At 65.4% G+C, this 23,920-nt stretch carries 19 protein-coding genes; 5 read left to right on the forward strand and 14 right to left on the reverse strand.

All coding sequences use genetic code 11. The features are described from left to right. Positions 1-339 precede the first annotated feature (339 nt). Both COUCH_RS15190 and COUCH_RS15195 read left to right on the forward strand, forming a co-directional pair. Entirely contained in the window at positions 340-5,139 is a 4,800-nt protein-coding gene (locus COUCH_RS15190; protein ID WP_249612724.1) for an ATP-binding protein, read from the forward strand. An 898-nt stretch (positions 5,140-6,037) separates the two neighbouring features. Then, positions 6,038-6,721 carry a hypothetical protein gene (locus COUCH_RS15195; protein WP_249612725.1) on the forward strand — a complete coding sequence of 228 codons (684 nt, stop codon included), beginning with the start codon at positions 6,038-6,040 and terminating at the stop codon, positions 6,719-6,721. Between the two features lie 112 nt (positions 6,722-6,833). On the opposite strand, the gene COUCH_RS15200 is transcribed toward COUCH_RS15195, so the two are convergent. The 13 genes from COUCH_RS15200 to COUCH_RS15260 form a co-directional block, all read right to left on the reverse strand. Then, a complete protein-coding gene (locus COUCH_RS15200; RefSeq protein WP_249613710.1) occupies positions 6,834-7,982 on the reverse strand; it encodes a site-specific integrase in 1,149 nt (382 codons plus the stop codon). 47 nt (positions 7,983-8,029) lie between these two features. After that, a complete protein-coding gene (locus COUCH_RS15205) occupies positions 8,030-8,446 on the reverse strand; it encodes a helix-turn-helix transcriptional regulator (RefSeq protein ID WP_249612726.1) in 417 nt (138 codons plus the stop codon). 2 nt (positions 8,447-8,448) lie between these two features. Further along, complete coding sequence (locus COUCH_RS15210; RefSeq protein WP_249613711.1) at positions 8,449-9,558, reverse strand: AAA family ATPase; 1,110 nt, start codon at positions 9,556-9,558, stop codon at positions 8,449-8,451. A 5-nt stretch (positions 9,559-9,563) separates the two neighbouring features. Continuing rightward, positions 9,564-10,748, reverse strand: a complete 1,185-nt coding sequence (locus tag COUCH_RS15215) for a bifunctional DNA primase/polymerase (protein ID WP_249612727.1) — start codon at positions 10,746-10,748, stop codon at positions 9,564-9,566. Further along, a complete protein-coding gene (locus COUCH_RS15220) occupies positions 10,745-11,107 on the reverse strand; it encodes an RRQRL motif-containing zinc-binding protein (protein ID WP_249612728.1) in 363 nt (120 codons plus the stop codon). Before COUCH_RS15220 ends, COUCH_RS15215 begins: the two co-directional genes overlap by 4 nt. Beyond that, positions 11,107-11,448, reverse strand: coding sequence for a hypothetical protein (locus tag COUCH_RS15225; protein ID WP_249612729.1), 342 nt, complete (start codon positions 11,446-11,448; stop codon positions 11,107-11,109). Before COUCH_RS15225 ends, COUCH_RS15220 begins: the two co-directional genes overlap by 1 nt. Further along, a complete protein-coding gene (locus COUCH_RS15230; protein WP_249612730.1) occupies positions 11,445-11,696 on the reverse strand; it encodes a hypothetical protein in 252 nt (83 codons plus the stop codon). The genes COUCH_RS15225 and COUCH_RS15230 overlap by 4 nt, the downstream gene beginning before the upstream one ends. A gap of 142 nt (positions 11,697-11,838) precedes the next feature. Further along, positions 11,839-14,040 (reverse strand): cell division protein FtsK, encoded by a 2,202-nt coding sequence (locus COUCH_RS15235; RefSeq protein ID WP_249612731.1) that lies wholly within the window; start codon positions 14,038-14,040, stop codon positions 11,839-11,841. A 19-nt stretch (positions 14,041-14,059) separates the two neighbouring features. After that, a complete protein-coding gene (locus COUCH_RS15240) occupies positions 14,060-14,506 on the reverse strand; it encodes a DUF3307 domain-containing protein (protein ID WP_249612732.1) in 447 nt (148 codons plus the stop codon). 14 nt (positions 14,507-14,520) lie between these two features. Beyond that, positions 14,521-14,667 carry a hypothetical protein gene (locus COUCH_RS15245; protein ID WP_249612733.1) on the reverse strand — a complete coding sequence of 49 codons (147 nt, stop codon included), beginning with the start codon at positions 14,665-14,667 and terminating at the stop codon, positions 14,521-14,523. A 100-nt stretch (positions 14,668-14,767) separates the two neighbouring features. Then, positions 14,768-14,944, reverse strand: coding sequence for a hypothetical protein (locus COUCH_RS15250; protein WP_249612734.1), 177 nt, complete (start codon positions 14,942-14,944; stop codon positions 14,768-14,770). Positions 14,945-14,972: 28 nt separating this feature from the next. Then, positions 14,973-15,587, reverse strand: coding sequence for a hypothetical protein (locus tag COUCH_RS15255; RefSeq protein WP_249612735.1), 615 nt, complete (start codon positions 15,585-15,587; stop codon positions 14,973-14,975). Between the two features lie 143 nt (positions 15,588-15,730). Continuing rightward, on the reverse strand, positions 15,731-15,976 hold the full coding sequence (locus tag COUCH_RS15260) for a DUF6284 family protein (RefSeq protein WP_249612736.1): 246 nt from the start codon (positions 15,974-15,976) through the stop codon (positions 15,731-15,733). 129 nt (positions 15,977-16,105) lie between these two features. Between COUCH_RS15260 and COUCH_RS15265 the strand changes: the two genes are divergently transcribed. From COUCH_RS15265 to COUCH_RS15275, 3 genes are all read left to right on the forward strand, one after another. After that, positions 16,106-16,918, forward strand: a complete 813-nt coding sequence (locus COUCH_RS15265) for a GntR family transcriptional regulator (RefSeq protein ID WP_249612737.1) — start codon at positions 16,106-16,108, stop codon at positions 16,916-16,918. A 14-nt stretch (positions 16,919-16,932) separates the two neighbouring features. After that, positions 16,933-17,754, forward strand: coding sequence for a glycosyltransferase family 2 protein (locus tag COUCH_RS15270; RefSeq protein WP_249612738.1), 822 nt, complete (start codon positions 16,933-16,935; stop codon positions 17,752-17,754). 674 nt (positions 17,755-18,428) lie between these two features. Continuing rightward, entirely contained in the window at positions 18,429-21,173 is a 2,745-nt protein-coding gene (locus COUCH_RS15275) for an ATP-dependent helicase (RefSeq protein ID WP_249612739.1), read from the forward strand. A 40-nt stretch (positions 21,174-21,213) separates the two neighbouring features. Here the strand turns inward: COUCH_RS15275 and COUCH_RS15280 are convergent, their stop codons facing one another. After that, positions 21,214-23,907, reverse strand: a complete 2,694-nt coding sequence (locus COUCH_RS15280) for a site-specific DNA-methyltransferase (RefSeq protein ID WP_249612740.1) — start codon at positions 23,905-23,907, stop codon at positions 21,214-21,216. Positions 23,908-23,920 lie beyond the last annotated feature (13 nt).

Consider the following 23,920-nt stretch of genomic DNA (forward strand, 5'->3'; position numbering starts at 1 on the left):
GAACGCGCTGCGGCTGGCAGGGCGGGCCCTGAGGTTGACCCAGGAGAGCTCGGATACCGTCGGTTAGCCCGGTAGATGGGCTGGCAAGTTTGCGTCGTCGATAGCCTCGAACAGGCCGGCATGACGCCGGAGGTCAGAGGCCCGCATGCACGCAGCGGTAAGGAAGCCGAGGCAGTGACAGTGCAACCCCCACAGAATCAAGTATCTCCGGAGGCTACCGGAGGCTCTGGCACCATTGAGGAATACAGCCTCGGTGCGGTAGCGCTCGCTCGACTTTTGACTGGCGATCTGCTCCCAGGGCTCAGCGGACCGCCCACGACAGTGGCTCTTCAGCGCCGCGTGGCGGGGAACGCCCTTGATGATCTAGTGCTGCGGTCGCGCACCGATACGGCTGAGACTGGCATCGACTTCCAGATTAAGCGAACAGCCTCTCCCACTGCCGCGGACGGGGCCTTCATCGATGTACTTCACCAGTGCCTCGATACCATGCGGCAGCAATCCGTGGCATTGGCCGAGGGCAGATTGCAGCTCGGGTTTGCAGCCTCGGGTCCCCGCGGCCCGCTGGAACAACTCAAGCGCTTGACCGATCTGGCCCGATCGCACGCCACAGCCGAAACCTTTTTGGGCGTACTGGTTCCCGGGGCCGTAGCGCGTGATGTTCGAGATCGGCAAAAACATGTCCAGGACGCGGTGAGCAAGGTACTGACGGCACGTGGCGAGAGTTTGGGAGAAGCGGAGACCGAGGAGCTGACGTTTGAGCTTCTCAAATTCTTACGAGTATGGATATTTGAGGTAGGGGACGACGGACGTGACGTGCTGGAGGCTCAGAGTCGACTGGCAACGATGCTGCCTGCCGGAGGGCCAGGAGTGCACGCCGTCTTTTCCGAGCTGAGAACGCTTGCGGAAACCTGGGGACCGAGTGCAGGAGTTATCGAGGCCCCAATGGTGCGAGCCGCACTCTTCGCCCGTCAGATTCCTTTAACGGCCGACCCGCGCCACCGAGCGGACCTCGATCGCGTCCTAAAGGCGTCCCGCCAGGAGCTGGCCCACACCGTGGACCGCATGGGCGGAAAGCTACGACTGGAGCGAGTTGCGGCAGCTGAGGAACTCGTTGAGGCCATCGGCGAAGGCATTGTGCTCGTGTCGGGAGCGGCTGGTGTAGGCAAGTCGGTCCTGGCCCGCCGTGCAGTCAAGCGACTCGGGGATGACGCGACCGTCGTGGCCGTCGACTTAACGACGCGTAGTGGAGACACGCTAGCCACAATCCAGCAGGAATTCGGTGTGACGCATCTTGAAACAGTGCTAGCTGCGGCGCCTACGACCAGTCCGCGGATATTGCTCATCGACGGCGCCGAACATGCACTGACAGACTCGGGTCGGCTGCTCGAGTCACTACTTCGGGCCGCTCCAACGGGCGGATCCAGCTCACCGCCGTGGATGGTCGTCATCACGTGCCGGACAGACGCAGCTGGCCCCCTCACCGAGCACTTGGGGAATCGGCTCTCAACTCACATCAAACTCGACGAGCTGTCTGACGCTGAGGTCGCCGAGGTCAGCATCGCTTTCCCCACCCTGGCACCATTGGTACGCCACCCGCGCAGCAAGCGGCTGCTGCGCCGGCCATTCCTAGTCGATCTCATGGTCCGTTCTCACACTGAACCCGCTGAAGGCGACGCACTCGGCGAGGAGGACATTCTCGCTGTGGTCCACGATAAGGTCGTACGCCGGAGCGAGGGTTTGACGCCCGGGCACGGCTCGCCGCATGACCGCGGCGTCGTTTGGAGCACGCTCGCCGAAGCGGTCATCGAAGGTAAAGGGAACAGTCGCCTATCACTGATGAACGGTGCGGCTGTAAGCGGCCTCGTCAGCGACGACATTCTTAGGCGTAAAAGCTCGACGTATCGTTTCGCCCACGACGTCCTAGCGGACTACGCAACTGCCATGCGACTGACCGATGACGACGGTGCCGCCCTTCTGACCGCAGCCAGTAATGCGCGGTCGCTCATACGGGCGGTAAGGCTGGCCTCGCAACGAAAGCTTGCCGACGCCGACGGCGACCCAGCTGAGATCCGGCGCGTATGGGCCGAGATTCTTGAATCTTGTCGAGACCTTGCCGGTCGCGACGGAAGCCGTTGGACTGAGGTGCCGTTCGAGGCACTGGTTTCGATGGGCAGTCCAGACGGCGTGTTGGCGGCGCTGACATCCAGACTGCTGGCGGACGATGGCGCGGCCCTCGGAACACTGATCGGCATCACTGGTCGCTATGCCACCACGTCACGCTACGAGCCGGACGGCGCGCAGCTTTTGATCGATGACGTGCTGGCTGCGCCGGTGGTGGCGCTCGTCGGAGTGCTCGCTGACCGCGTACCCGAACGGCTGACCGGCGCTGCGACCCGTCTGATCCATCGGTGGCTCGTCAGTGTTGAGCTCAACGGCCACCGGGTGGCCGCATTCATCGCCAATCCCACACGATTGAGCGCGTCAGTAGCCAGGTGGGCGGGTGAGGACCGGTACGGCGACCGATACGAATCGGCTCTGGCAGCGGTAGGGCTGCTTGGGAAACACCTCTCAGAGGAGGGCCGCATACTGATGGACCGCGCAGACGGGCAGGATCTCGACGCTGTGGCCGAGGACCCCCAGGCAGCTTCGGCACTAGCCCGCGACAGCCCCGACCTCCTGCTTGAGCTCGCTGGTCGCTACTACCTGGATCTGCCCTTGACTCTTGATCCTGATGTTCCAGAGCGCCGACCGGCCCGCCAGGGCCGGCGGAGACGTAGGAGGGAACTGTCGGGATACGAGGAAGAGGAAGGTGTCCGCGACCACTCCAGTAGGACGTCGTTCCGCATGAACTTCGGGCTGGCGGGACCGGACTGGGGACCCTTCGCGACGCTCCTGGCAAACTCACCTCGGCATGGCCTACGCCTGGTCGGAGAAGTCGTAGACGCAGCTACGGCCGCGCGGATACGAGTCGAGCAGTCCTTCAACGAACCATCGGAGGTCGTACTCCTTCGACTGAAACTGCCGCACTGGGCTGAGTCCATCACCTACGACGGACCCGCTACCGCGTGGGCCTGGTACCGGAAATCAGGCAACGGTGCCTGGGTCGCGATGTCGGCTCTCTTGGCGTTGCGCGGATGGGCGAAGGCGGAAACCGCAAGTCGCCCCCTGCCCGATGTACTCGATGATGTACTGGGAGCCGGTGCGAGCGTGGCCTTTCCCGCAGTGGCCTACTCCCTGCTTGTCTCGGACCTCGCAGCGGCCGGTAATTATATCGACGCGTTCCTCGAACACCCTGACGTTTGGGACCTGGAGATCGGCCGGGTAGTCATCGAGACCAGCTTCAGCCAGCCGTCCGAGGACGAAGCAGCCCTTCGTGTGACTCCGGACCGCGTAGCCGCATGGCTTGCACTAACAGCTGATACCAAGCGCCAAGCAGCATTGAACACTGTCGGCGAACGGCTCTTAGTAGCGGCGCGCGAAGTCCTAGGCGACCCGCCGGACGACGACCCTAGGTTGTCAGTTCCGCGCCGCCGGGCACTCGCCCTCGACGCTGCGGCATACCAATCCACCCCATCTCGAGAACAACCAGGCGCCGTGGAAATCTCACTCGACGTACCGGCCGACGTGCAAGAAGAACTCGAACGCGGTGGCGGCCGGGCAGCGACGCTGAGCCTGACCCTGAACCACGTGATGTTCAGCGCCATGAAGATCCGCGATGGACAAGCAAACGACCGATCAGCGGCGCAGATCTACGCCCACACTATGAAGACCTTGCAATCGATCGCTGAAACACCCGGCGCCTACTCGATCCACACAGCCGACGACGCGCGGGCAATAGCTGCCGCCGCAGTCGCGACGCAGGCCGCCACAGGCGACGACGACGACCGAGCACTGCTCCCTGAAGCCGTCAGGGTACTCGTCCAGATTGCGAACACCAGCACCGCGAAGCCGGAAACCTACCTCTCTGAGCGCGACACCAGTTGGGACATGGGCGCCGACCGGTCAGCCGCCACGGCACTACCCACAGTCCTCCTAAATCAGGACTTGCTGGCCGCAAGCGGTGCTGCGCACTCTGACGTAGCCACAGCACTCAAACGGCTGGCGGGACGCAAAGCCCGCGAGGTCCGGCACCGCCTCACACGGGCCCTTGAGCCAACGTGGATGCAAAGCTGCCAAGACAACAAGTCCCACACGGCGAACCACGCGACGGCCTTGACGGTGTATCGCGAACTGCTTCTGGACGCTGGGATCGGGCCACGCAGCGGACAGAAGCGGCTACAGGTGCGACTGACGGAACCGTTCGAAGCTGCACTCGACGAGCCTGCTGCCAGCATCGATCTGCGTATGGCTGCCGACGCCTTACCCGGTCTCAAGACTGCGGCCGGTTGCGACTGCGAACACGCAACGGAGGGCCGCGCCATGCTCGCTGCGCTCGTGACTCACGATTTGCGAGCCTGGCCAGCAGCGTGGGGGCGTCACCGTGACAGCAGTTCTGGCGCCTGGCGTCAACAGATGGACGCCTGGGTCGCGACTGAGATCTTGTCCGGCGACGGCGGCCTGCTTGAGCGCTACGTAAACAATTTCGCCAAGATGCCAGAGCAGCTGACCGGTCTGATAGCCGCCCTCTCGGAACATGCAACCTCACCGGAGATGGGCCGGCAGCTGTTCATGATCTGGCCCACGATCCTGGACCGTCTTCTGCCCGCTGCCCGACACGTGCCTGGACCCGGCGAAAGCCGACCGCGCACACGTCAGGAGGCAGACCTCGATAAGGCGCTACTTCCTAAGCCCTCGGATCTCTCGGTCTGGCCAGGCCGCGAGTGGATGCGGACGATGGTGCGATGGGTAGACGCATACGCGCCACGGCCAAAGCTTTGCGACAGACTCATCGTTTGCCTGGCGCCAACAGGGCTGACGTTCACTCCAACCGGGACACAGATGATCTTGCGAATGTTGGGAAACAATCCGGCCCGCATTCCGCGCGATAGCCAGTACATCGCTGCATGGCTGCGTCTAGCCCTGCTGGAACAGCAGGAAAATCTGGAGGCTCAGCAACCGGCCCTGCGGCAACTAGTCGATGACCTGTCCGCTCTGGGATCAACCGAAGCGGTTTTGATTCAGCGCGAACTAGAGGCGTAGCTGACGCATTTGGCGTCGACGTACGGCCTGAATTGCAGAGCCACGAACGCCACGGAAGACACAGCAGCCCTCGACGTCGGTACGTCTGCGGAAGTGGCTGCAAGCGTGGTCGACTGCAATGGGTTCTCATCGCCGGGCGCTGGATACGCGGTTGTGGCGCCCCCTGCTTAGGTTGAGAGGATGCTGCTGACGCAATCGGGAGCGCAACGGTGCAGGTCAGGTACGATAAGCACGTCGAAGAAGGAGTGCTAGCGTTGGACACCTTTACTCGGCCGAGTATACTTTCCAGTGACCTGGTAAAACGTTAGTTAGCACGTCGCTGGGGCCGCCAAATGCTGGGGGTCAAGGGGTCGCAGGTTCAAATCCTGTCAGCCCGACGATCATGAAGGGCCGCTAGCTAGGGTGTAAACCCTGGTTAGCGGCCCTTCTGGCATTTTGCTAGATCAGGATATTCCTACCGGGTAGCTGTGAGTGGGGGACCGTTTAGGGACCGGCGGGTGCCGGGCATGCGCAGGACGCAATCCGACACCGGAGTGACCAACAGGTCACGGTGAATGTCCTTGACCCTCTACATTGCTCACGAGAGTATCTATGGATGGGATTGCTAAGAGTTAAGACTCCTGCGCAGGGCGCGAGGGGTCCGCGGAGAAAGCGCCTGGTGATGGGCGTCGGCGTCAGCGCTGTGTTGGTTCTTGCAAGCGCTGGACTGACGACAGCCGCACAGGCTGATGACCAGCCCTCCCCCACGTCAAGCCCTACATCATTTCCTGCGCCGGTCGGATCGACTCTGCCGGCACCGACCTCCACGGCGACGGGCTCACCGGATCCCGTCTCTCCGGAGAAGCTGGCGCAGCTCAAGGCGGAGGCTGAGGCGGCGCCTGCTCGAACCCCCGGTGCCATGGAGAGCCCGAGCGCTTTCCCGTCTCCTGCGGGGTCCGCCCTCCCGCCTCCGCCAGCCCCTACCCCGGCGGTTACAGGGGCGGCGAATGCTAAAGCGGGACAGCGCGCGGCCGACTCCTCCGAAGAGTTCATCGACGTACCACAGGCAGAAATTGATCGCCTGAAGGCCAAGGCGGAGGCGGAAAGCGCCAATGCGCCGAAAGCCGGACATGGGTCGGGTGGCGCTCAAGTGGCGGCGTCATCATACGCGGCAGATTGGTGGTATCAATACACCACCCAAGGTGCTACGCAGGCCACTTACAAGGGCGTGAATACCTGGCGGGTCGCGGGGGACAGCTGGTTTTTCAGTGACCTTTCCAACGAGCCCTTCGTGCAGTGGGGCAAGGCCTGCCTGCTCATGCAGCACGACGGCAACCTCGTGCTTTACGACGAGAGAGGCATTCACAACCCCGCCTACGCTCGGTGGGACTCCGGGACCTGGGGACACCCTGGCGCTTATGCACGTTTTCAACCCGACGGCAATTTTGTCGTCTACAGCGCCAGCGGCGCCGTAATCCGCAAACGCCTGCCGTCTAACACGAGCGGCGGAAGTGGGAGGAATTTGCACGTCCAGGCTGACGGAAACATGGTGATCTACGCCCCGACGTGGAACCCGATCTGGGCGACCAACACTCAGCACTAGTAGAACAGCGCCTTTGCTTCGAGGGCTTGCCAAGCGGCGTTTGGTCGCCTGGCAAGCCCTCGAAGCGGTTATCTATGGCCTGCCGCAGTTGCTTGCGCAGACCGAGAGTCGACTAGCTCGCTCGGTTCGACACCCCGCGGGGGGCCTTCAGGTGGGCGCTGAGGGCGTCTCCCGCTTCGCTGATCGAGCGCTGATCCGGGTGCAGGTATCGCTGTGTGGTAGTCAGCGAACCATGCCCGGCGATCTTCCGTAGCACGTGCACGTGAACTCCGGCGTCGGCGAGCCATGTCAGGCCGGTGTGTCGTAGGTCGTGCCGCCGCAGGTGCTCGTAGCCCAGATCGGTGACCACCTCGTCCCAGTGCGTGGCGTCTCGCAACACGGCAGTACTGATCCGGCCGCCGCGCGGGCCAGTGAACAGCCTGGCGTCCGGCCTGGCGGCCGAGTCGAGACGCTCGATCAGCATCGGCCGCACCTCTTCGATGATCGGCACCTTGCGGGCGCGCTTGCCCTTGGTGCCCTTGTCGATCAGCCCGCCCGGTCCCGGTGTGGTCTGCCTCCGCACAGTCCACGTCCACGTTGCACGGTCGATGTCTCCGGCCCGGACGCCGGACACCTCGCCGATGCGGGCTGCGGTGCACGCGGCGAACGTGACGATGTGCCCCCATCCGGTGAACTGACCGTGCGACCGGGCGACGAGCGCATCCGCGAGCGTGGTCAGTGCATCCCAGCTCGGCAGGGCGAGCGAGCGAGGGTCATCCAACTCGTCCTCGGCACGCTGGTACTCGCGCTGCCAGCCCGTGACCCGTCCGACGTTGCGGTCCACCACGCCATCACGCACGGCCTGTTCCAGCACCCTGACCAGGATGGCAAGTGTGTTCTTGACCGTCGAGCGGCTGCACTCGTCCTCGATCCACGAGTAGACGGCCCGGTCCACCACACCGTTGGTGATCATCCGCATGGGGATGTGGCCGAGGGTGGGTACGACGCGCAGCCGCCAGCCGGCGAGGTAGGGATCGAGCGTCTTGCGCTCCAGCCCCCGGGTAGCCAGCGGCATCACGTCGGTGCCGTACTCGGCGAGTCGCTGCGTGGCCGCGACCGGGTTGAGCCCGCCGTTGGCCGCGCGGATCATGCCGTCGATCCACTCCTGAGCATCCTCGGGCGTCGCCGTCGAGTGCGACTTGGACCGCCGGTCGCCGGTCGCCGGATCCGTCCAGCGCACGCGAGCCTTGTAGGGCTTGGGCCGCCCGGCGCGGTACTCCACGTCCGACTTGACTGAAACACTGAGAGGCGGGTGCTGCGCTGTGCTGGTCACGCTGCCTCCGGGGTGACTCGACGGCTGGCCAGCCAAGCTCGCACGTCCTCGATCGAATACATGATCACGCGCTCGGACAGGGCGATGAACGGCGGACCTTGCAGCGGCCGGGCGGTCCGCCAACGGCGCACGCTGGACGGATCCACACGCAGCATCCGCGCCAGCTCCTCAGTAGTGATCAATTCATGCTCAGCGGCGGTCGTGTCGATGCTGTCTACGGCCCTGAGTCGCACGGTGACGGCCTCCCGGTGCTGCGGTGCGGTACTGGCGAGGGTGTGGGGGTCGATGTCTCTGCGGCCCTGTGCGCGGCCCGCTGAGAGCCGTTCTGAGCCAAGATCCCAGCTTGCCTGGTGTGTCCCTATGCGTATCGCCCTGATGATGCGGCTATCTCCCTGTTTCAGCAGGTTCTTCAAGGTCAGTCGGCCCTCTCGATGTCACTCGCTCTGTCACCGTCGTTTCCGCTGGTCAGCGCGGGTTGAGTGACACCAGTTACAGGAGTGACAGCCGTGACACCAGGTACGCGGTACCGGCCGCCCGGTTCGGCGGCGAGCTGCCCATCGGCGAGCATCCGCGAGCAGGTCTGCCGCACGGTCGCGGCCTTGAGGCCCACGGCACCGGCGATGGCGGCCGGTGTGCTGCCCGGCGTGGTCCGCAGGAACCGCAGGATCGCGGCGCGGGTTTCGCCGACCTGGTGGTCCTCGGCCGGGCCGTCGAGCATCTGCCACGCTCCGGCGTCGGAGTCGAAGGTCAGCGCGTACTCGTTCTCGTCGACGTCGCGGCCGGTCACGTGCAGCACGCCGTCGCCCTGGTTGCGCGCCCGCTTGAGCACCAACGTGGCGTCGGCGGCCCCGGCGAGGCCGTTGGTGCCGGACACTTCGGTGAGGAAGTCGTCGGATCCGGCCTTGCGGACGTGGTGGACAAGGACGAACGCGACGCCGTAGTCGTCGGCGACTTTCTTCGCCCGGCCCACGGCGGCGTAGTCGGCGTCGTAGGCCGAGGCGCCGGGGGCGGAGTTGCCCCTGAGCTTGGCGAAAACGTCGATGATGACCATCCGTGCGTCCGGGTTGCGGTCGAGCCATACGGCGATGGCCTTGTCGCCGCCCTGCGGCAGGGGCGGGCATTCGGTGGCCAGGGTCAGCCCGGCGGGTGCCTTGCGCTGGCCGAGGACCTTGCCGAGGCGGGACTGGAGGCGCCGGGCGGTGTCCTCCAGGGCGAGGTAGAGCACTGGGCCGCGCTCGACGGGGATGGAGCCGAACGCTTTGCCGCCGAGGGCGACGTCGACGCCGAGGCCGAGCGACATCCAGGACTTGCCGACCTTGGGCGGCCCGCAGAGCAGGTTGACGCCCTCGGACAGCACGCCCGGTACGGCCCACTTCGGCGGCGCGAAGGTCATTGCCATGATGTCGGCGGCGGTCCACGCGGTGCGGATCCGGGCGGGCCGCTCTTGCTCTCCGGAGAGCAGTTCGGCGGCGTCGTCCGGGCCTGCGACGTGCAGGTTCGCTCGTTCGGGCCGGTCGGCCGGCATCCCGGTCATGCGGCCACCGTCCGAGGCCGCTTGGCACCGGCGGCGAGGCCGGAGCGGATCGTGCGCAGCATCTCGAACTGGCCGAGGCCGATCGACAGCGCGGCCTCTTCGAGCAGCGCGGCGGCCTGGTCGACGGGCAGGGCGCCTCCGGCGGCGAGCTGTCCGAGGGCGACCGACGAGACGTAGAGCGCGTAGTTGCGCTCGCCCTGCGCGGCCTGCCGGAGGTGCTCGAGCTGGCGGTCGATCGCGGCGTCCAGGTAGGCACCGGCCCGGCCGGTCGGCAGGTCGACGACGACGGGGCGTTGCGGCGGCAGCGGCGGCGGGGTGAGGCGTTTGGCGAGCCAGCCGGGCAGGGCGGCGACCTCGGCGTCACGGGCGATCGTGTACGGGCGTCCGGCGACGGTCGAGCCTGCGGCGACGACGTAGCCGCCGTGGGCGCGGGTGTCGACCAGCCAGCCGAGGCCGTTGCCGCGCTCCCCGGCGGTGTTGCGCAGGGCCGGACCGGCGCCCGGGTGCCGGTAGTACAGGTGGGTTCCGCCCCGCCCGGTCGTCACGGTGTAGGTGTTCCACGCCTCGGGTGCGCCGTCGGTGTCGTGGCGGGCGCAGAGCAGCCCGAACACGTCGGATCCGTTGCGGCACAACGGATCCGACCACTCGGCGGGCGCGGTCTGCCCGTCCTTCGGGGTGTCCAGGTCGACCACAACGAGGCCGGACGGTCCGCAGGCGATGCCGACCCCGTACGGGGTGCTGGCCCAGCCTCGGCGGATCCGGTCGGGGTCGGTGGTGGCGCGGGCCTGCCAGCCGGTGTGTCCGTTGCGGCAGCGCGGGTCTGTGCCGGTGCAGGCGTCGGCGGGGTGGTCGGGGAAGGCGGGCCGCTTGTCGTCCGGGCGCAGCGGGAAGACGTGCCAGCCGCGCGCGGCGGCGGCGAGAGCGACCGCGCGGAGGTTTTCGTTGCTGTGCATGGGTTCCGGCCTCCGGGTGTCGGGTGTGGATGGATAGGCCTTGCGGTGCTTGTTGTGAGCGCATGCGGCGCAGTAGCGGTCCTTCTCGCCCTGCCGGGTGACGGTGAGGGGCTGGGCGGAGAGGGTGTCTTCGGCGGCGACCGTCGCGCGGCAGATGTGCGGGTAGGGCAGATCGGCCGGCACGAGGCGGCCGAGGGCCTTGCTGGCGGCGATCCAGTGGCCGTTCATCGCGGGTCGGCGCAGGTCAGGCACTCGCCGAGCGAGCGCGGGATGTAGTAGTCGCAGACGGAGCGGCAGGTCGGGCAGGTGCGCCGGGCGCGCAGCGCGGCGGCGATCGCGCGTCGTTGTGCCGCGCTGGCGGGGCGCTTCGGGCGGGCGAGGTCGAGCCGGTACAGGTACGCCGCCCGGGTGCCGCCCACGCCCTGCCAGAGGATCTGCGCGGCGATCGGCTGGCGGCCCGGCCGCAGCCCGTCTGCGGCGAGCTGGCGGCGGGTGGCGTAGCCGTCCGGGGCGCCGTGCCACCAGAAGGTGGGCAGGCCGTAGCGGGTGCCCTCCGGATCGAAGAACCGGGCGCGGATGCGGCCCATCAGGCGGCCCTCCACCCGATCGCGGGCCGCTCGGCGCGGCTGGGCATCGCGGCCGGGCGGACGATGACCGCGTCCAGGAGCTGGCCGAGCAGCCGCAGCAGCGTGGCGAGCTGAGTGCGGGCGGTGTCCGGGCGGCGGCTGAGCGGGATCCGGATGAGCACTTCGGCGTACTCAGTCTCCCCGGCGCGGACGCGGGTCATGACCGAGCGGCCGGAGCCGCGGGCGGTCACGACCGGGGCGGCCCGGTGCTCGTTGACGCCGCACCGGTGGTCGCGGGTGCACCAGTCGGTGTGGTGGGTGGTCTGGCGGGTGAGGCGGGCCATCGTCCGGGTGGTGATCACTTGGTCCCCTTGGTGTGCTCGCGACGGATGACGTTGTAGGCGTGGCGGCCGAACCGGATCCGGCGTCCGGTGCCCTGGCAGCGGCGGCAGAGCCGGAACACCCGGCCGAGCGGGGCGCGCTTCTTGCCGGTTCCGGAGCAGGTGCGGCAGACCTTGAACGGCCAGATCATGCAGGTCAGCAGGTAACAGACGGTGACGGCGGGGACGGCGAGGCAGAGCAGGCTAGCGATTACTGCGGACGAGTCCACGGGTGCCTCCACAGGCGGTTTCAGGCAGTACGGGGATAAGGCCGCTAGCGCGCTAGCGTCCTGATCACGGTTCGGATGGGGTGCTATCGGGGGTGCTAGCGCTAGCGGGGGTCAGCCGCTAGCGCTAGCGGCCCAGGTCGGCCTACCCGGCGCGCCGCTTGCGGTCACGCTCGGTAATCGCGGCGGTGATGTCGGCGGCGGCGACGCCGCGCCGGTTGACCGTCTTGCCCTCGATGCGCCGGCCGATCTGCATGGTGTCCACGCCCAGGGGGTTGAGCAGGGTGGCCAGTTCCTCCGGGGCGAGGCCGCTGTAGGTCTCGGGCCGCAGGTCGGCGAGGCGGGCGACGATGGTCTCGGACCAGACCTTGGTCTCCCCGGCGTGCAGGACGGCGGCGATGTCGTCCAGCAGTTGCGCTCCCGCGCTGGCGGCGGGGACCTCGGGTGCCTCGCCGATGGCCGCGCCGGTCAGCGTCCCGGCCTTGGCGCGCATGGCATACGCCCGCTCGATCACGACTTCGACATGCTTGGCGGCAGCGACGTTGGTCCGCACCGTCAGGGCTTCCTCGACCGCGCCGGAGTCGTCGGCGCCGAGAAGGATGCCGACACCCTTGTGGGAGCGCTGGAACCGCGACGAGTCGTACCCGGCCGGGTACGAGCCCGCGCCGAGCACGGCCTCGGAGGACTGCCAGGTCATCGTCTTGAGCGCGAACCGGGTGCCGATGTTGTCGCGCAGGTCGGTCGGCACGGCCTTGCCGTCGGGCTTCTGCGTGTGCAGCGAGATCATGATCCCGACCGCCGGGCCGACCTTGCACAGCTCGGTCAGCAGCTCCACGATCTCCTTGCCGAACTCCGCGTGGCTGGAGTAGCGCTGGAACTCATCGATCGAGACCAGGACCGGCCAGAGCTTCAGGGACCGCTTGTCGGCGATCTGCCGGGTCACCTTCGACTCAGGGCAGATCTCCGGCGGCAGCGTGGCGATCGTGTCGTAACGACGGTTCATGTCGTCCACCAGCGCGCGCAGGTCCTCCACCAGGGCCTCAACCACCTCGGTGCGCACACCGAAACCGGTGCGGTGCGCGATGCGGGTGAACGGCCGCCAGTCCTGGCCGCCCTTGCCGTCGTAGATGTGCAGCTCCACCGACGGGTCCAGGGCGCAGGCCAGGCCCGGGATGCGGGCCGCGTTGGTCTTGCCCATACGCGGGATCGACCCGACCAGCAGCGACGTGAACATCATGACCAGCGGGACGACCCGGCCGCGCTGGTCCAGGCCGAACGGGAACGGGGAGAACACGTCCACGCTGCCCTTGGCGACCAGCGGCCACACCTCGGACGGCTTGGCGTACGGGTCCTCGTCGGCGACCCACAGGGCGATCCGGCGGGCGGATCCGGCGGTGCCGCGTACCCGGTCGGGCCACACCTGCACCTCGTCCAGGTCGAGACCGGCGGCGATCTCGGTGCGCTTCTTGACCGCCTTGTCCGCCGTGGTCGAGTACGGCAGGTCCACGATGGCGAGCCACCCGTCACCGTCACGCATGATGGGCTTCGGGATGCTGATCATGTCGTCGGGCTTGCACAGCCCGGCCGACAGGAACGCCCGCTCGATCACGTCCAGGGTCAGCTTGCGCACCCGGGGCTTGACCACAGCCGTGTCCACGATCGGGGTATCCCGGTCGGTGCCGACCCGGCCGAACAGGATCACAGCGGCGGCCAGGGCGAGCCACCGCTGCCACGATCCGGCCAGCGTCATCAGGACGGCGACGGTGGGTGCGCCGAGCAGCAGCAGGGCGGCGGTGACGATGCCGCGCCACCGGACCCGGGCGTCACGCTGACGCGACAGCTTCAGGTACAGCTCGGCGTCCTCGGCCCGGACCGAGGCCAGCCGGACCGGGATGCCCTCGGCGTCGGAGGTCCAGCGGGTCAGCGCGCCGATCGTGCGGGCCACGCCGAACGGTGCCCGCCAGCCCAGCTTGGCGGCGTACTTCGGGGAGCGGGTCAGGTGGTACACGCTGACGTGGGTGTAGTGGCCGAACACCCACCGCGTCGCCGAACGGAACTCGGTGCGGCTGGTCAGCCACGGCGGCAGGATCGGCCGTCGGTCGGTCACCTTCCCGGCCGCTGCCAGGGCGAACATCGACGGGTCCGGGGTGGCCGGCGGGTTCACTGGCACCGGGGCGTCGGTGTCCAGCTCGTCGGTCTCGTCGTCCACCTCGGCGGCGAACGACCGGTTCACCTCGGGCTCGGTACGGCGGGTGCGGGCAGCGTCCAGGTCGACCACGTTGTCGTCGGCGACGTCGGCCTCGGCGGCGGTCCAGTCGAAGTTCTCGGGTCCGGTGGGGGTGTTCACGGTGTTGTCCTCCGGGGTCTCAGGCGGCGATCACGAGGGCGGCGACGAACAGGAACAGGTAGTGGAAGGACTGATCGAGGGCGTACGAGCCGGTGCCGAGCGACGGGTTGTCGTCGCGGCCGGGACGCGGGATGCCGAGGGCGTAGAAGCGGCCCGCGCCGCACAGGTCGGCGAGGCGCTTGAGCGGGGTGCGCCGGTCGGCGATGTAGTGCGTGACCGCGCTGACCGCCAGCCCGGCGGCGACGCGGCCGGGGCCGAGCGGCAGCCCGAGCGACAGCGCGAGGGCGGCGAGCGCGACCAGCGCGGTCAGGGTGTAGGTGGTGACGTGCGCGGCGCAGGCGATGCGGCCGGGCCAGCCGGGGCGGCCCTTGCAGTCGGCTTGGTGCTGGGTCTGGATCCAGTGGTCGGCGAGCTGGTGGGCGACGTAGAGGGCGACGAACACGGCGGCGAAGGTGGCGGCGGTCATGGCGTGGGCCCCGATCAGGAAGCGCTCGACGTGACGGCCTTGCGGCAGTCCGGGCAGTAGGTCGGGGCCTTGGCGTTGCCGTGCAGGGTGACCTGGCAGCCGCACGACAGCAGGATCCAGCGGGCGGCGAGGGTGACGCGGCGGGCGAGGTGCGAGAACATGGGTGCCTCTCCTTGAGGTCGTGAGAGATCAGGGCCGAAGGGATGGGGACCGGCGGCACGGCGTCTGCTTGGCGGTAGGTGGCCGTGCCGCCGGGCGTATCTAGCGGCGGGTGCGGCGCTCGTGATCGCGCAGCGTGCGGTCGACCGCGTCGCGCTGCTGCGGGGTCATCAGCGCGCGGATGGCCTTGTCGTCACCACGGCTCTTGAACACCTGGTCGAGGGCGGCGACGGTGGTCTCGGCGGCGGCTTGCTCGTCGGTGAGGTGGTGCTTGGCCATGACGTTGTGCTCCTTCTCGGTGGTCGGATCAGGCAGCGGCGAGAGCGGGCGTTTCCGCAGGAACTGGGGCAGATGGTGACGCATCGGTGACGCGCAGGGCGGCGAGATGACGCCGGGCGGTCGAGACCGAAACCCCGGCCTTCGCGGCGATTTCCGAGACCGGCGCGGCGGGCATCTTGGCGGCGACCTTGGCGACCTTCTCCGCCGACGCGGCACGAGGCGTGACGCGCTTGACGGGCGCTTTTTTGACCGGCGGAGTCGGCGCGGGCGCCTCTGCCCGGACCGGCTCAGCGGGCGTCTGCGGCGCCTCGAGCTCGGCGGCGACCGGCGCGGGCGATTCGGCCGGCACGGCGTCCTCGGCGACGGCCGCGACGTGGCGGGCGGTCGCCAGCAGCGCACCGGTCGCCATGACCATCAAGCCATCGACCGCGAGCGGGCCGAGGTGCGAGGTAACCGCGTCCTCGCCGTAGAAGTGCAGCAGACCGGCGAGGTGCTTGTACGACACCAGCGCGGCGACCAGGGCGACCGGCAGCAGACCGGCGAACCGTAGCGCGGCCCAGCCCCGGCCGGACGGCCACGCTACGCGGGCCAGGATCTCGGTAGCCACGAACAGGGCGACGGGCCAGAAGATCGCGCCGACCACCGCGCCGGTCTGCGGCGACCAGTCGGCCGGAGCATCGGTGGGCGGGACGTAGGAGTGAGCGACGTTCGCGGAGATCGAGACCGTGCCGCCCAGAGCGGCGCCGATGTAGGCCCAGCCACGGCCAGAGACGGAAGGCTTCCGCATCACGCCACCGCCTTCAGGGAGCCGGGACGCCCAGCCAGCTCGGCAGCGACGCGGGTAACGCGGGCCTCGGCCCGGCGCAGCCGCCGCCAGTCCAGCGGCGACGGGCCGCCCTGGTCAGCGGCATTGATCAGGACGATCTCCGCGTCGACAACGTCGATCTCAGCGGCGATCAGCGGCCACTCGGCCTCAATCGCTGACAGGTCGCCCGGAGCGGGCTCGATGGGCGAGGGAACCTTGAAGTTCACCGGAAGTCCTCCAACTTTGATGGTTTGTAGGTTTGCCCACAAACTTGCGATGGACCGACCGTAGGGCACGTGACGGCGACCGCGCAAGAGGTTTGCCCACAAACCTGCAAACTGCGATACGGTGGTGACATGAAACCGCAGCCCACGGCCGTCGCCGCGCCGATTCACCTACGCATCGCCGATGACTTGCGCATGAGGATCGAACGAGGAGAGCTAGAGCCCGGCGATCCTCTGCCTACGTTGCAGATCCTCTGCGACGACTACGACTGCTCCCTCAACTCAGCGCGAGCCGCCATAGCCCTGTTGAAGCAGCAAGGACTTATCACAGGCGGCCGAGGCAAGGCGGCCACCGTCCGAACACCGGTGCCTCGCGTCTGCCGTTCCTCCGAGCGTCATCAGGCGGAGAAGGACCTGGCACTCCAGCCTCAGGACGTTCGAGCGTCAACCGGCGTCGCAGAAACCGACATGGGAAGCAGGATTGAAGAACTATCCTTCTTAACCCAATATGACAAAATCGCGCCTTCGCGCAAGCTTGCTGCCGACCTCGGAGTCGCAGTCGATACTGAGGTTTTGCAGCGGCTCTACGAAATGCGTGACAGGAGAGACGGTCGACGTCTCTCGTGGAGTATCTCCTACATTCCCATACCGTTGATTGAGGGAAATCCTAAGCTTTTGGATGCAGCTAACGAGCCCTGGCCGGGCGGCACGCTGCACCAACTTCACACGGTGGGAATCGAAGTTATGAAGGTGGTCGATCAGGTCTCGGCATCAATGCCGACTACGGCAGAAGCGCACGAATGGCGACTTGACGACGGAGTGCCGATGCTGCACGTTCGCCGAATCTCGTACGACGAGGGAGAGAGAGTCGTCGAAATATCGGATGCGAACTTCCCAGCCGATCGCACAGAGCTTAGTTTCACTACCCATCTCAAGAAATGGTGAGCAGAATGCCGACTGTGTCAATCATTACCGCCGCATACGCCCCAAGTGCTGCCTTCATGCCGGAAACGATAGCAAGCGTCGCCGCGTTGGAGGTACCGGCCGGGTGGGACGTTGAATGGGTTGTGCAGGAAGACGGCGATACTCCGGTTCTGTCTGGGCACTTTACCGGTGTGCCCGGGGTCAGTTACGCCGCCAATGGTCGCCAGCTCGGCATCGCCGGAACGAGGAATCTAGCCCTGGAACGCGCGTCGGGCAGCCTGCTCCGGGTTCTTGACTCCGATGACGTACTTCTTCCCAATGCAATCTCGGCTTTGATCCATCATTTCGAGGTCTTGTCGATTCACTGGGCAGTTGGCCAGGCGGACGACCTGATGACAGATGGACGGCGAGTCAGTTGGGATCCTTTGATTCCTACCGGGATTGTCAAGGCTGGAGCGGTGAACAATTATGCTATCGAGCACGGTGGAAATTGGCCGATCCATTGTGCCGGGTTGATGCTAAGAACGGATACTGTACGAGCGCTAGGCGGATGGGTTGGAGTGCCGAGCGATGAGGACATAATCATGTTTTCCGCTCTGGCCGATTTTTGCGATGGCTACAACGAACCAGCTGTGACATGGCTGTATAGGCAGCACACTGGCCAAGTCACGCGTACGAGTATCTGGCGTCAGCAAAGCGCAATCGGACGGCGTATTGCATTGCAACGACTTAAGAGCGTGCGGGCGCTGGGCATGGGATTCAACGCGAATCCTCTACCATCGCTAGAAAAGCCGGTCACCGATGATCTGCGTGTTGCGCCACCCATGAAGGATCGCGACACGCATGAGTACTTGTGATTGCATTTCCGTTGCGGCCGTCGAAGGTTGGGCGTCTGACACGAGGCATGTCACGGCTGTCACCCGTGTCACCGCTGTCACCAGAGTGGTCTTCAGCTGCGGAAAGGCGAGTGACAGCCTTGGCAGGGGTGTCACTCATTTCCGACGGTGACCGCCGGGGACCATCCGGGGACCACACGGTATGCGCGCCATGCGCGGACCTGCACACTTGACCCGGTGCGGGCACGCAGCGCATCGCGCTTGACGTGCGGAAACGTCTACGCCCACGGCCTGGGGGTCAAGGGGTCGCAGGTTCAAATCCTGTCAGCCCGACCGATTTTTTAGGCCGTTGGCTAGGGTGAAAATCCTGGTCAGCGGCTTTTCCAATGGACTGATATCACTCGACAAGATCGCTGCAATGGATCTTGTGGTCACAGGCGTGGTCACAGCCTCGAAGAGGCGTGGTCACATAGATGACGGACAAAACATCTCGAGTTACCCTGCTGGGCCGTGTCAGGTGGCAGCTTTGCGAGCTTTGCTCTCAGCGCACTTGACTGTCTTCAGTGTGCTGACTTGTGGCGTCTGGTGATGCCTTGTCTTAACGAAGACGCCGACACGCCTTAGATGACGCGCCGTCGTGCCGAACCAAAGGTGTGGCTGGGGCTACGCTGTGCGACACGGAGAGGTAGGTGTGGATGTCTTCGCCCAACGCAATCCCACAGCTCACCGGCATGGCGCTCGCCGCCGTTCAACACCGTGGGAGTCACCTGCAGATCATCGCTTCGGCCGGGTCAGGCAAGACCGAGGTGGTCTCCCAGCGCGTTGTTGATCTGCTTGCGGACGGTGTCGATCCCGAGGGCATCGTGGCGTTCACCTTCACCGAGCGCGCGGCCGAGGAGCTGAAGACTCGCATCGTTCAGCGAGTCGAGGGCCGGCTCGGTCGAGGAGTAGTCGATCGACTCAACGGCTTGTTCGTAGGCACGATCCACGCCTTCTGCTTTCGCCTGCTCCAGCAGCGAGTACCCCGCTTCGAGACCTATGACGTGCTGGACGACAACCAGCTCACGGCCTTCATGGCCCGCGAGGCGAACCGGCTCAATATCCGGGCGCTGGACGCGGGCAACCGGCTCTTTGCCTCGATCGAGGCGTTCGGCAAGGGCGTTGACGTCGTTGAGAACGAACTGCTCGACCCGGCATCTATATCTGAACCCCTTGGGCCGGTACTGCGCGACTACTACGCGACCCTCGAACGGTACCGACTTCTGACCTATGGCCAGCAGGTTGTCCGAGCTGTGCGGGAACTCGAACGGCCGGAATTCGCGGCCGAGGTCCACGCTACGCTTCGTCACCTGATTGTGGATGAGTATCAGGACGTCAACCCTGCCCAGGAGCGGCTCATCGAGCTTCTCACTGGCCCTCAGGTCGAACTGTGCGTGGTCGGAGATGACCAGCAGGCGATCTATCAGTGGCGAGGTTCGGACGTGGCGAACATCGTGACGTTCGCAGAGCGCTATCCGAACGTGGCGACTTTCGAGATTACGGTGAACCGGCGCAGCCGGCCCCAGATCATCGCCACGGCCAATCGGTTCGCGCAGACGATCCCGGACCGCATCGACAAGGAGATGCTTCCGTATCGCGAATCCGGGACCATTCCGCAATCCGAAGTGGCCGTCTGGTGTGGCTCCGATGAGGAAGAGGAAGCCGGCTGGATAACGTCATACATCCTCGACCTGGTCGAGCGGGGACTGCGGTACCGCGATATCGCCGTGCTCGTGCGCAGTCGGGCCGCCTATGGCCGCCTGGTCGAGCAACTCGCGACGTTCGGCGTTCCCGTGCAACCCGGTGGGCGATCTGGTCTGTTCGAGATGCCGGAAGCGCGCGTGCTGGGCCGCGTGTTCGCCTGGCTGACCGACACTGATTGGCGGGACTACCGCCAGGCACCGCAACCAGTCACCGACGCGGCAATCTTTGGCGAGCTGATCCAGGTCTTTGAGCTGGACGCCGTACGACGCGCTGCCGTCGTTCGCTTGCTGCGCGAGTGGAAGACGTTTGTACCCAGAGAGACGCGAACCGCCAACCTGGTGGGGGAACTCTACGAGCTGTTCGCAGAGTTGGGCGTACGCCATTGGGATTTGAACGAGCCCGGGGTGATTAACCGGCTCGGTACGTTGGCTCGGGTCTCTGCATTGCTCGCCGACTACGAGTCGGTGCGCCGGCGAGCCCGGCCAGATGCGGCCGCTCCTGGCGAACAGGTGGGCGGACAGGACCGTGGCACCTGGTACTACCGGAACCTGGCGCTGCACACCATCAACTACGCCCAGAACGCGTATGAGGGGTTCGATGGTGAGGGAGACTTCACGCTCGATGCCATCGATCTGACGACGGTGCATCGGGCGAAGGGTCTCGAGTGGCCAGTCGTCTTCGTGCCGTCGATGACCAAGGGGCGCTTCCCCTCTTCACGCACCGGTAAGCCGCAAGAGTGGCTCGTACCCCGGACGAAGTTTGACGCAGCCCGATACGAAGGATCGGACGCCGACGAGCGACGGCTCTTCTATGTTGCTATGACTCGAGCCCGCGACTGGCTTTCTGTCTCCCGGCACGAGCGCGTAACGACGCGGCGAGTTGCGCGAAGCCCGTATCACCAGGAGATCTGTCCTGTTGAGGTCAAGCCGGACGATGTCGGCTTTCCGTCGATCGAGCGAAGGGGAGCCGATAGCGACGAGGCCATCACCCTGACGTACAGCCAGATGGCGGCGTTCATGGATTGTGGGCAGGCATTCCGGCTGCGCGAGATGATCGGCTTCCAGCCGCGGCTGGCGCCCGAGCTCGGTTACGGCAAGGCCGTGCACCACGTTTTGCGGTCGGTGGCCGAGTCGACGAAGGAGACCGGAAAGGTTCGGTCGCCCGCAGAGATCGATGCGCTTCTCGACGCCAGCTTTTTCTTGCCCACCGCTAACAAGGCTGCACACCGGCAGCTGAAAGACGCGGCTCGACGGCTTGTCGGCACCTACACCGACAAGTATGCGAGCGATCTGCACCGCGTGTGGGAGACGGAACGGCCGTTCGAGCTGCACCTTGACGGCGTGATCGTAACCGGTCGAGCGGATGTGATTCTCGACCGCGAAGGCGGTGTCACGGAGGCGTTGGCGATCGTCGACTACAAAACCTCAACGTCCGGCGATCACGAGCAGCATGCGCTTCAGCTGCAGGTCTATGCCGACGCCGGGCGTCGAGAGGGACTGGACGTGCGAGCCGCATACGTGCATGACCTCAAACATGCGACGCGTATGCCGATCGAGGTGGACGCCGAGGCCATCGCACGAGCGGAGGCGACGGTCACCGAAGCGGCTGAGCGTGTCAAGGCGCGTGACTATCGGCCCAATCCCGGTGCGCGATGCCGCGGATGCGAGGTACGAACAATCTGCGGCTCCGCGCGTTGACCGGCCCTTGGGTGGCCGGAGCCGGCCACCCAAGGATGCCTCAGACAGTGAATACCTTCATCACCTCGTCGCCGTAGTCGTTGATCACCTTGACCGCGATCTTTCCCGTGTCCGGCCGGGCGAACGGGCGTGACTCCGTGGAGTAGAGACTCGCCCAGGCGTCCGGTTCGATCTCGGCCTTGAGGGCCGCCTTGAGACGCTTGTACGGGTCTTGCCCGCCGGTGAAGTGGCAATGCCGGACGAAGAACGACTCGCCGTTGTACGCCGTGTCGATCATCCACAGAGCGATCTGGTCGGTGCTGTTGCTGCGCAGCTCGCCCGTGTTTGGGTCGTACACATCGACGCCGTGCAGCAGCACGCGCAGCTCGTCGTCCTCGGTCTTGATCTCGATGTCCGGTTCGCCGAACACGGTGAACAGGTTGCCGGCGCCGGTCTTCTTCAGTTCTTCGCCCATCACCAGGTCGGCGTTCATGCGGACGAGCAGTACCGGTACGCGGCCGAGTCGCCGCTCGGCGGCCACGTTCGCAAAGCCATCCGCCGAGGTGACGTATTCCTCCTCCGCCGTTCCGAGCACTGAGGGATCGAATGCGAACGCGAGAACGCACAGCAGGTCGATGTCCTTGGCGCGGATCGCCTCGCGAGCAGCGTCCTTGATGAACTGCGGACCCACCGTCCCGTACTGCGGGCCGACGGTAATGCCGATCCTCTTCGCGGTGCCGTTGCTAGCCTCGTCCCTCAGTCCGACAGCTTGGATGTACGGGGATGCGTAGGGCTCCACTGAGCTGAAGCTCATGCGTTCATTCTTGCGACCGTTTTGAATGCCGGCGTTGCGTAGGTTCGCGAGAATATTCTGTTCGAAGCGCGCGTCACCGTCGGAGGTCTCCTCGCCGGCGACCGTGGTGTTGCCCGTTTGGTCGACAGCGCTACCTGCGAAGGCCAGCGAACGATGTGGCGACAAGCTCTCAACGGTGAACGGGCCGGCTACGCGGACTCTGCGTTGGTCCTCGTATGGCTTGTCGACTAAGAGCTCGTAGTCGGCGTGCCGTTTGATCGCAGCCTCAATCTCCGCATGGGACATTCCCTCGTTGATGTCAGGATTGTTCGCTATAGAACTGAGAAGAATTCGCTGTGCGCGTTCGTAGACAAACCCCTGTCGTATGTCTCGCGATGTCTCTACGGGCGGTAGCGGTCGACCTGAGACTTCCGACTCTTTCGCCCTGCCCTCGGGGCTGTCCGCCAGTAAGTACCATGGGTATCGCGCTCCCATGATTCGCTGTCGGGCGAGCGCTAGCGCGACTCGTGATGTATCGATGGTAATCCATCTCCGGCCCCATTGTTCGGCCACGAGTGCTGTGGTTCCGGATCCGCAAGTTGGGTCAACGACTAAATCCCCCGGATCCGTCGTCATAAGCATGCAGCGTTGGATCACCGAGGTTGTAGTTTGTACAACGTATAGCTTCTCAGTTCCGAATCCGGTGGCGTTAACGTCGGACCAAAAGTTCGTTAGCGGCCGGAATGGAAATTCGTCTCGATATGACTTCCACGTTAGAGTTTTTCCTACCGCGACGATGCGGCCACTCATGCACGCTCGCTGCACCCCGGCAGCGGTTACACTCCAGTGCCTACCTCTAGGCGGAAAAAATTCACGGCCGCCCAGGATGACAGGGTTTGCGGAATCCGGAGTTGCTCCTTGGGAGTCTGTAGCTTGTAAGCGCAGTATCCTTCCTTCTGGAATCGGCTCGAGTCCCGACTTCTGCGCTAGCGAGAGGTCAATGAGCTGACCATCTGATGTCTCGACGCAGACGAATCTTTCTTTTGGGTTCTCGATCGGCTTACGGGGCTGGTAGAGGTCGCGTTTCTTGACAATCTTCCGATCCTTTGAATACCAGAGTAGGTAGTCGAAGACGGCAGGCACTAGAGAAGACGTCGCGCCGCTCGTTTTGGTGAAAACGATTTGGGCACAAAAGTTCTCTGCTCCGAACACCTCGTCCATAACGCTGCGTACTAGATGCACATTTTCGTCTCCAATTTGGACGAAACAAGAACCTGTGTCGGTTAAGAGTTCGCGTCCGGCGAGTAGGCGATCTCGCAGGTACGATAAGTAGGAATTGATTCCAAGTTCCCAAGTATCACGGAATGCCTTGATCTGTTCGACTTCCCGCGTAGCATGCTCAATCTTGCCATCCGTGACTTCAGGCTTTCGAGCCGATACTTGCCAGTTAGAGCCAAACTTGATGCCGTATGGCGGATCGATATAAATCATCTGGACTTTGCCACGTAGCCGTTCCCGCTCCGCCAAGCTCGCCATGACGTTCAGCGAGTCGCCGAGGATCATGCGGTTCGACCAGTTGGCTTCGTGCTGGTAAAAGTCCACCATGTCGAGCTCGTCGAGGCCGTCGAAGGCGTCGAAGAGCGTCAACTCAGGCTCTTCCTCCGGCGACGCCGCAGTGTTTCGCAGGTTCTCGATCAGCACCCGAGGGTCGATCTTTTCCTGGATGTAGATGGGCGGGACCTTGCCCTCCAGATATTCGGCGAGGTCTTGCTCCTCCTTGCCGCGCCAGACGAGCTGTGGGCTGTGAAGCGGCCGCGGATATCGGAATGTAAACGGGTTCTCCATATCCGGATCAACGAAGTCGTGGGCGTCGGCGGTCGGCAGGTTGACGCGCTTGTCGGGGTGCGTGATCGCGTCGACCGGGGTGGGGCCGGCCGGGGCGGCCTTCTTCCTCGGGGGCATGTCTCGTTCCCTT

It is taken from the genome of Couchioplanes caeruleus, from assembly GCF_023499255.1.
Taxonomy (GTDB): Bacteria; Actinomycetota; Actinomycetes; order Mycobacteriales; family Micromonosporaceae; genus Actinoplanes; species Actinoplanes caeruleus_A.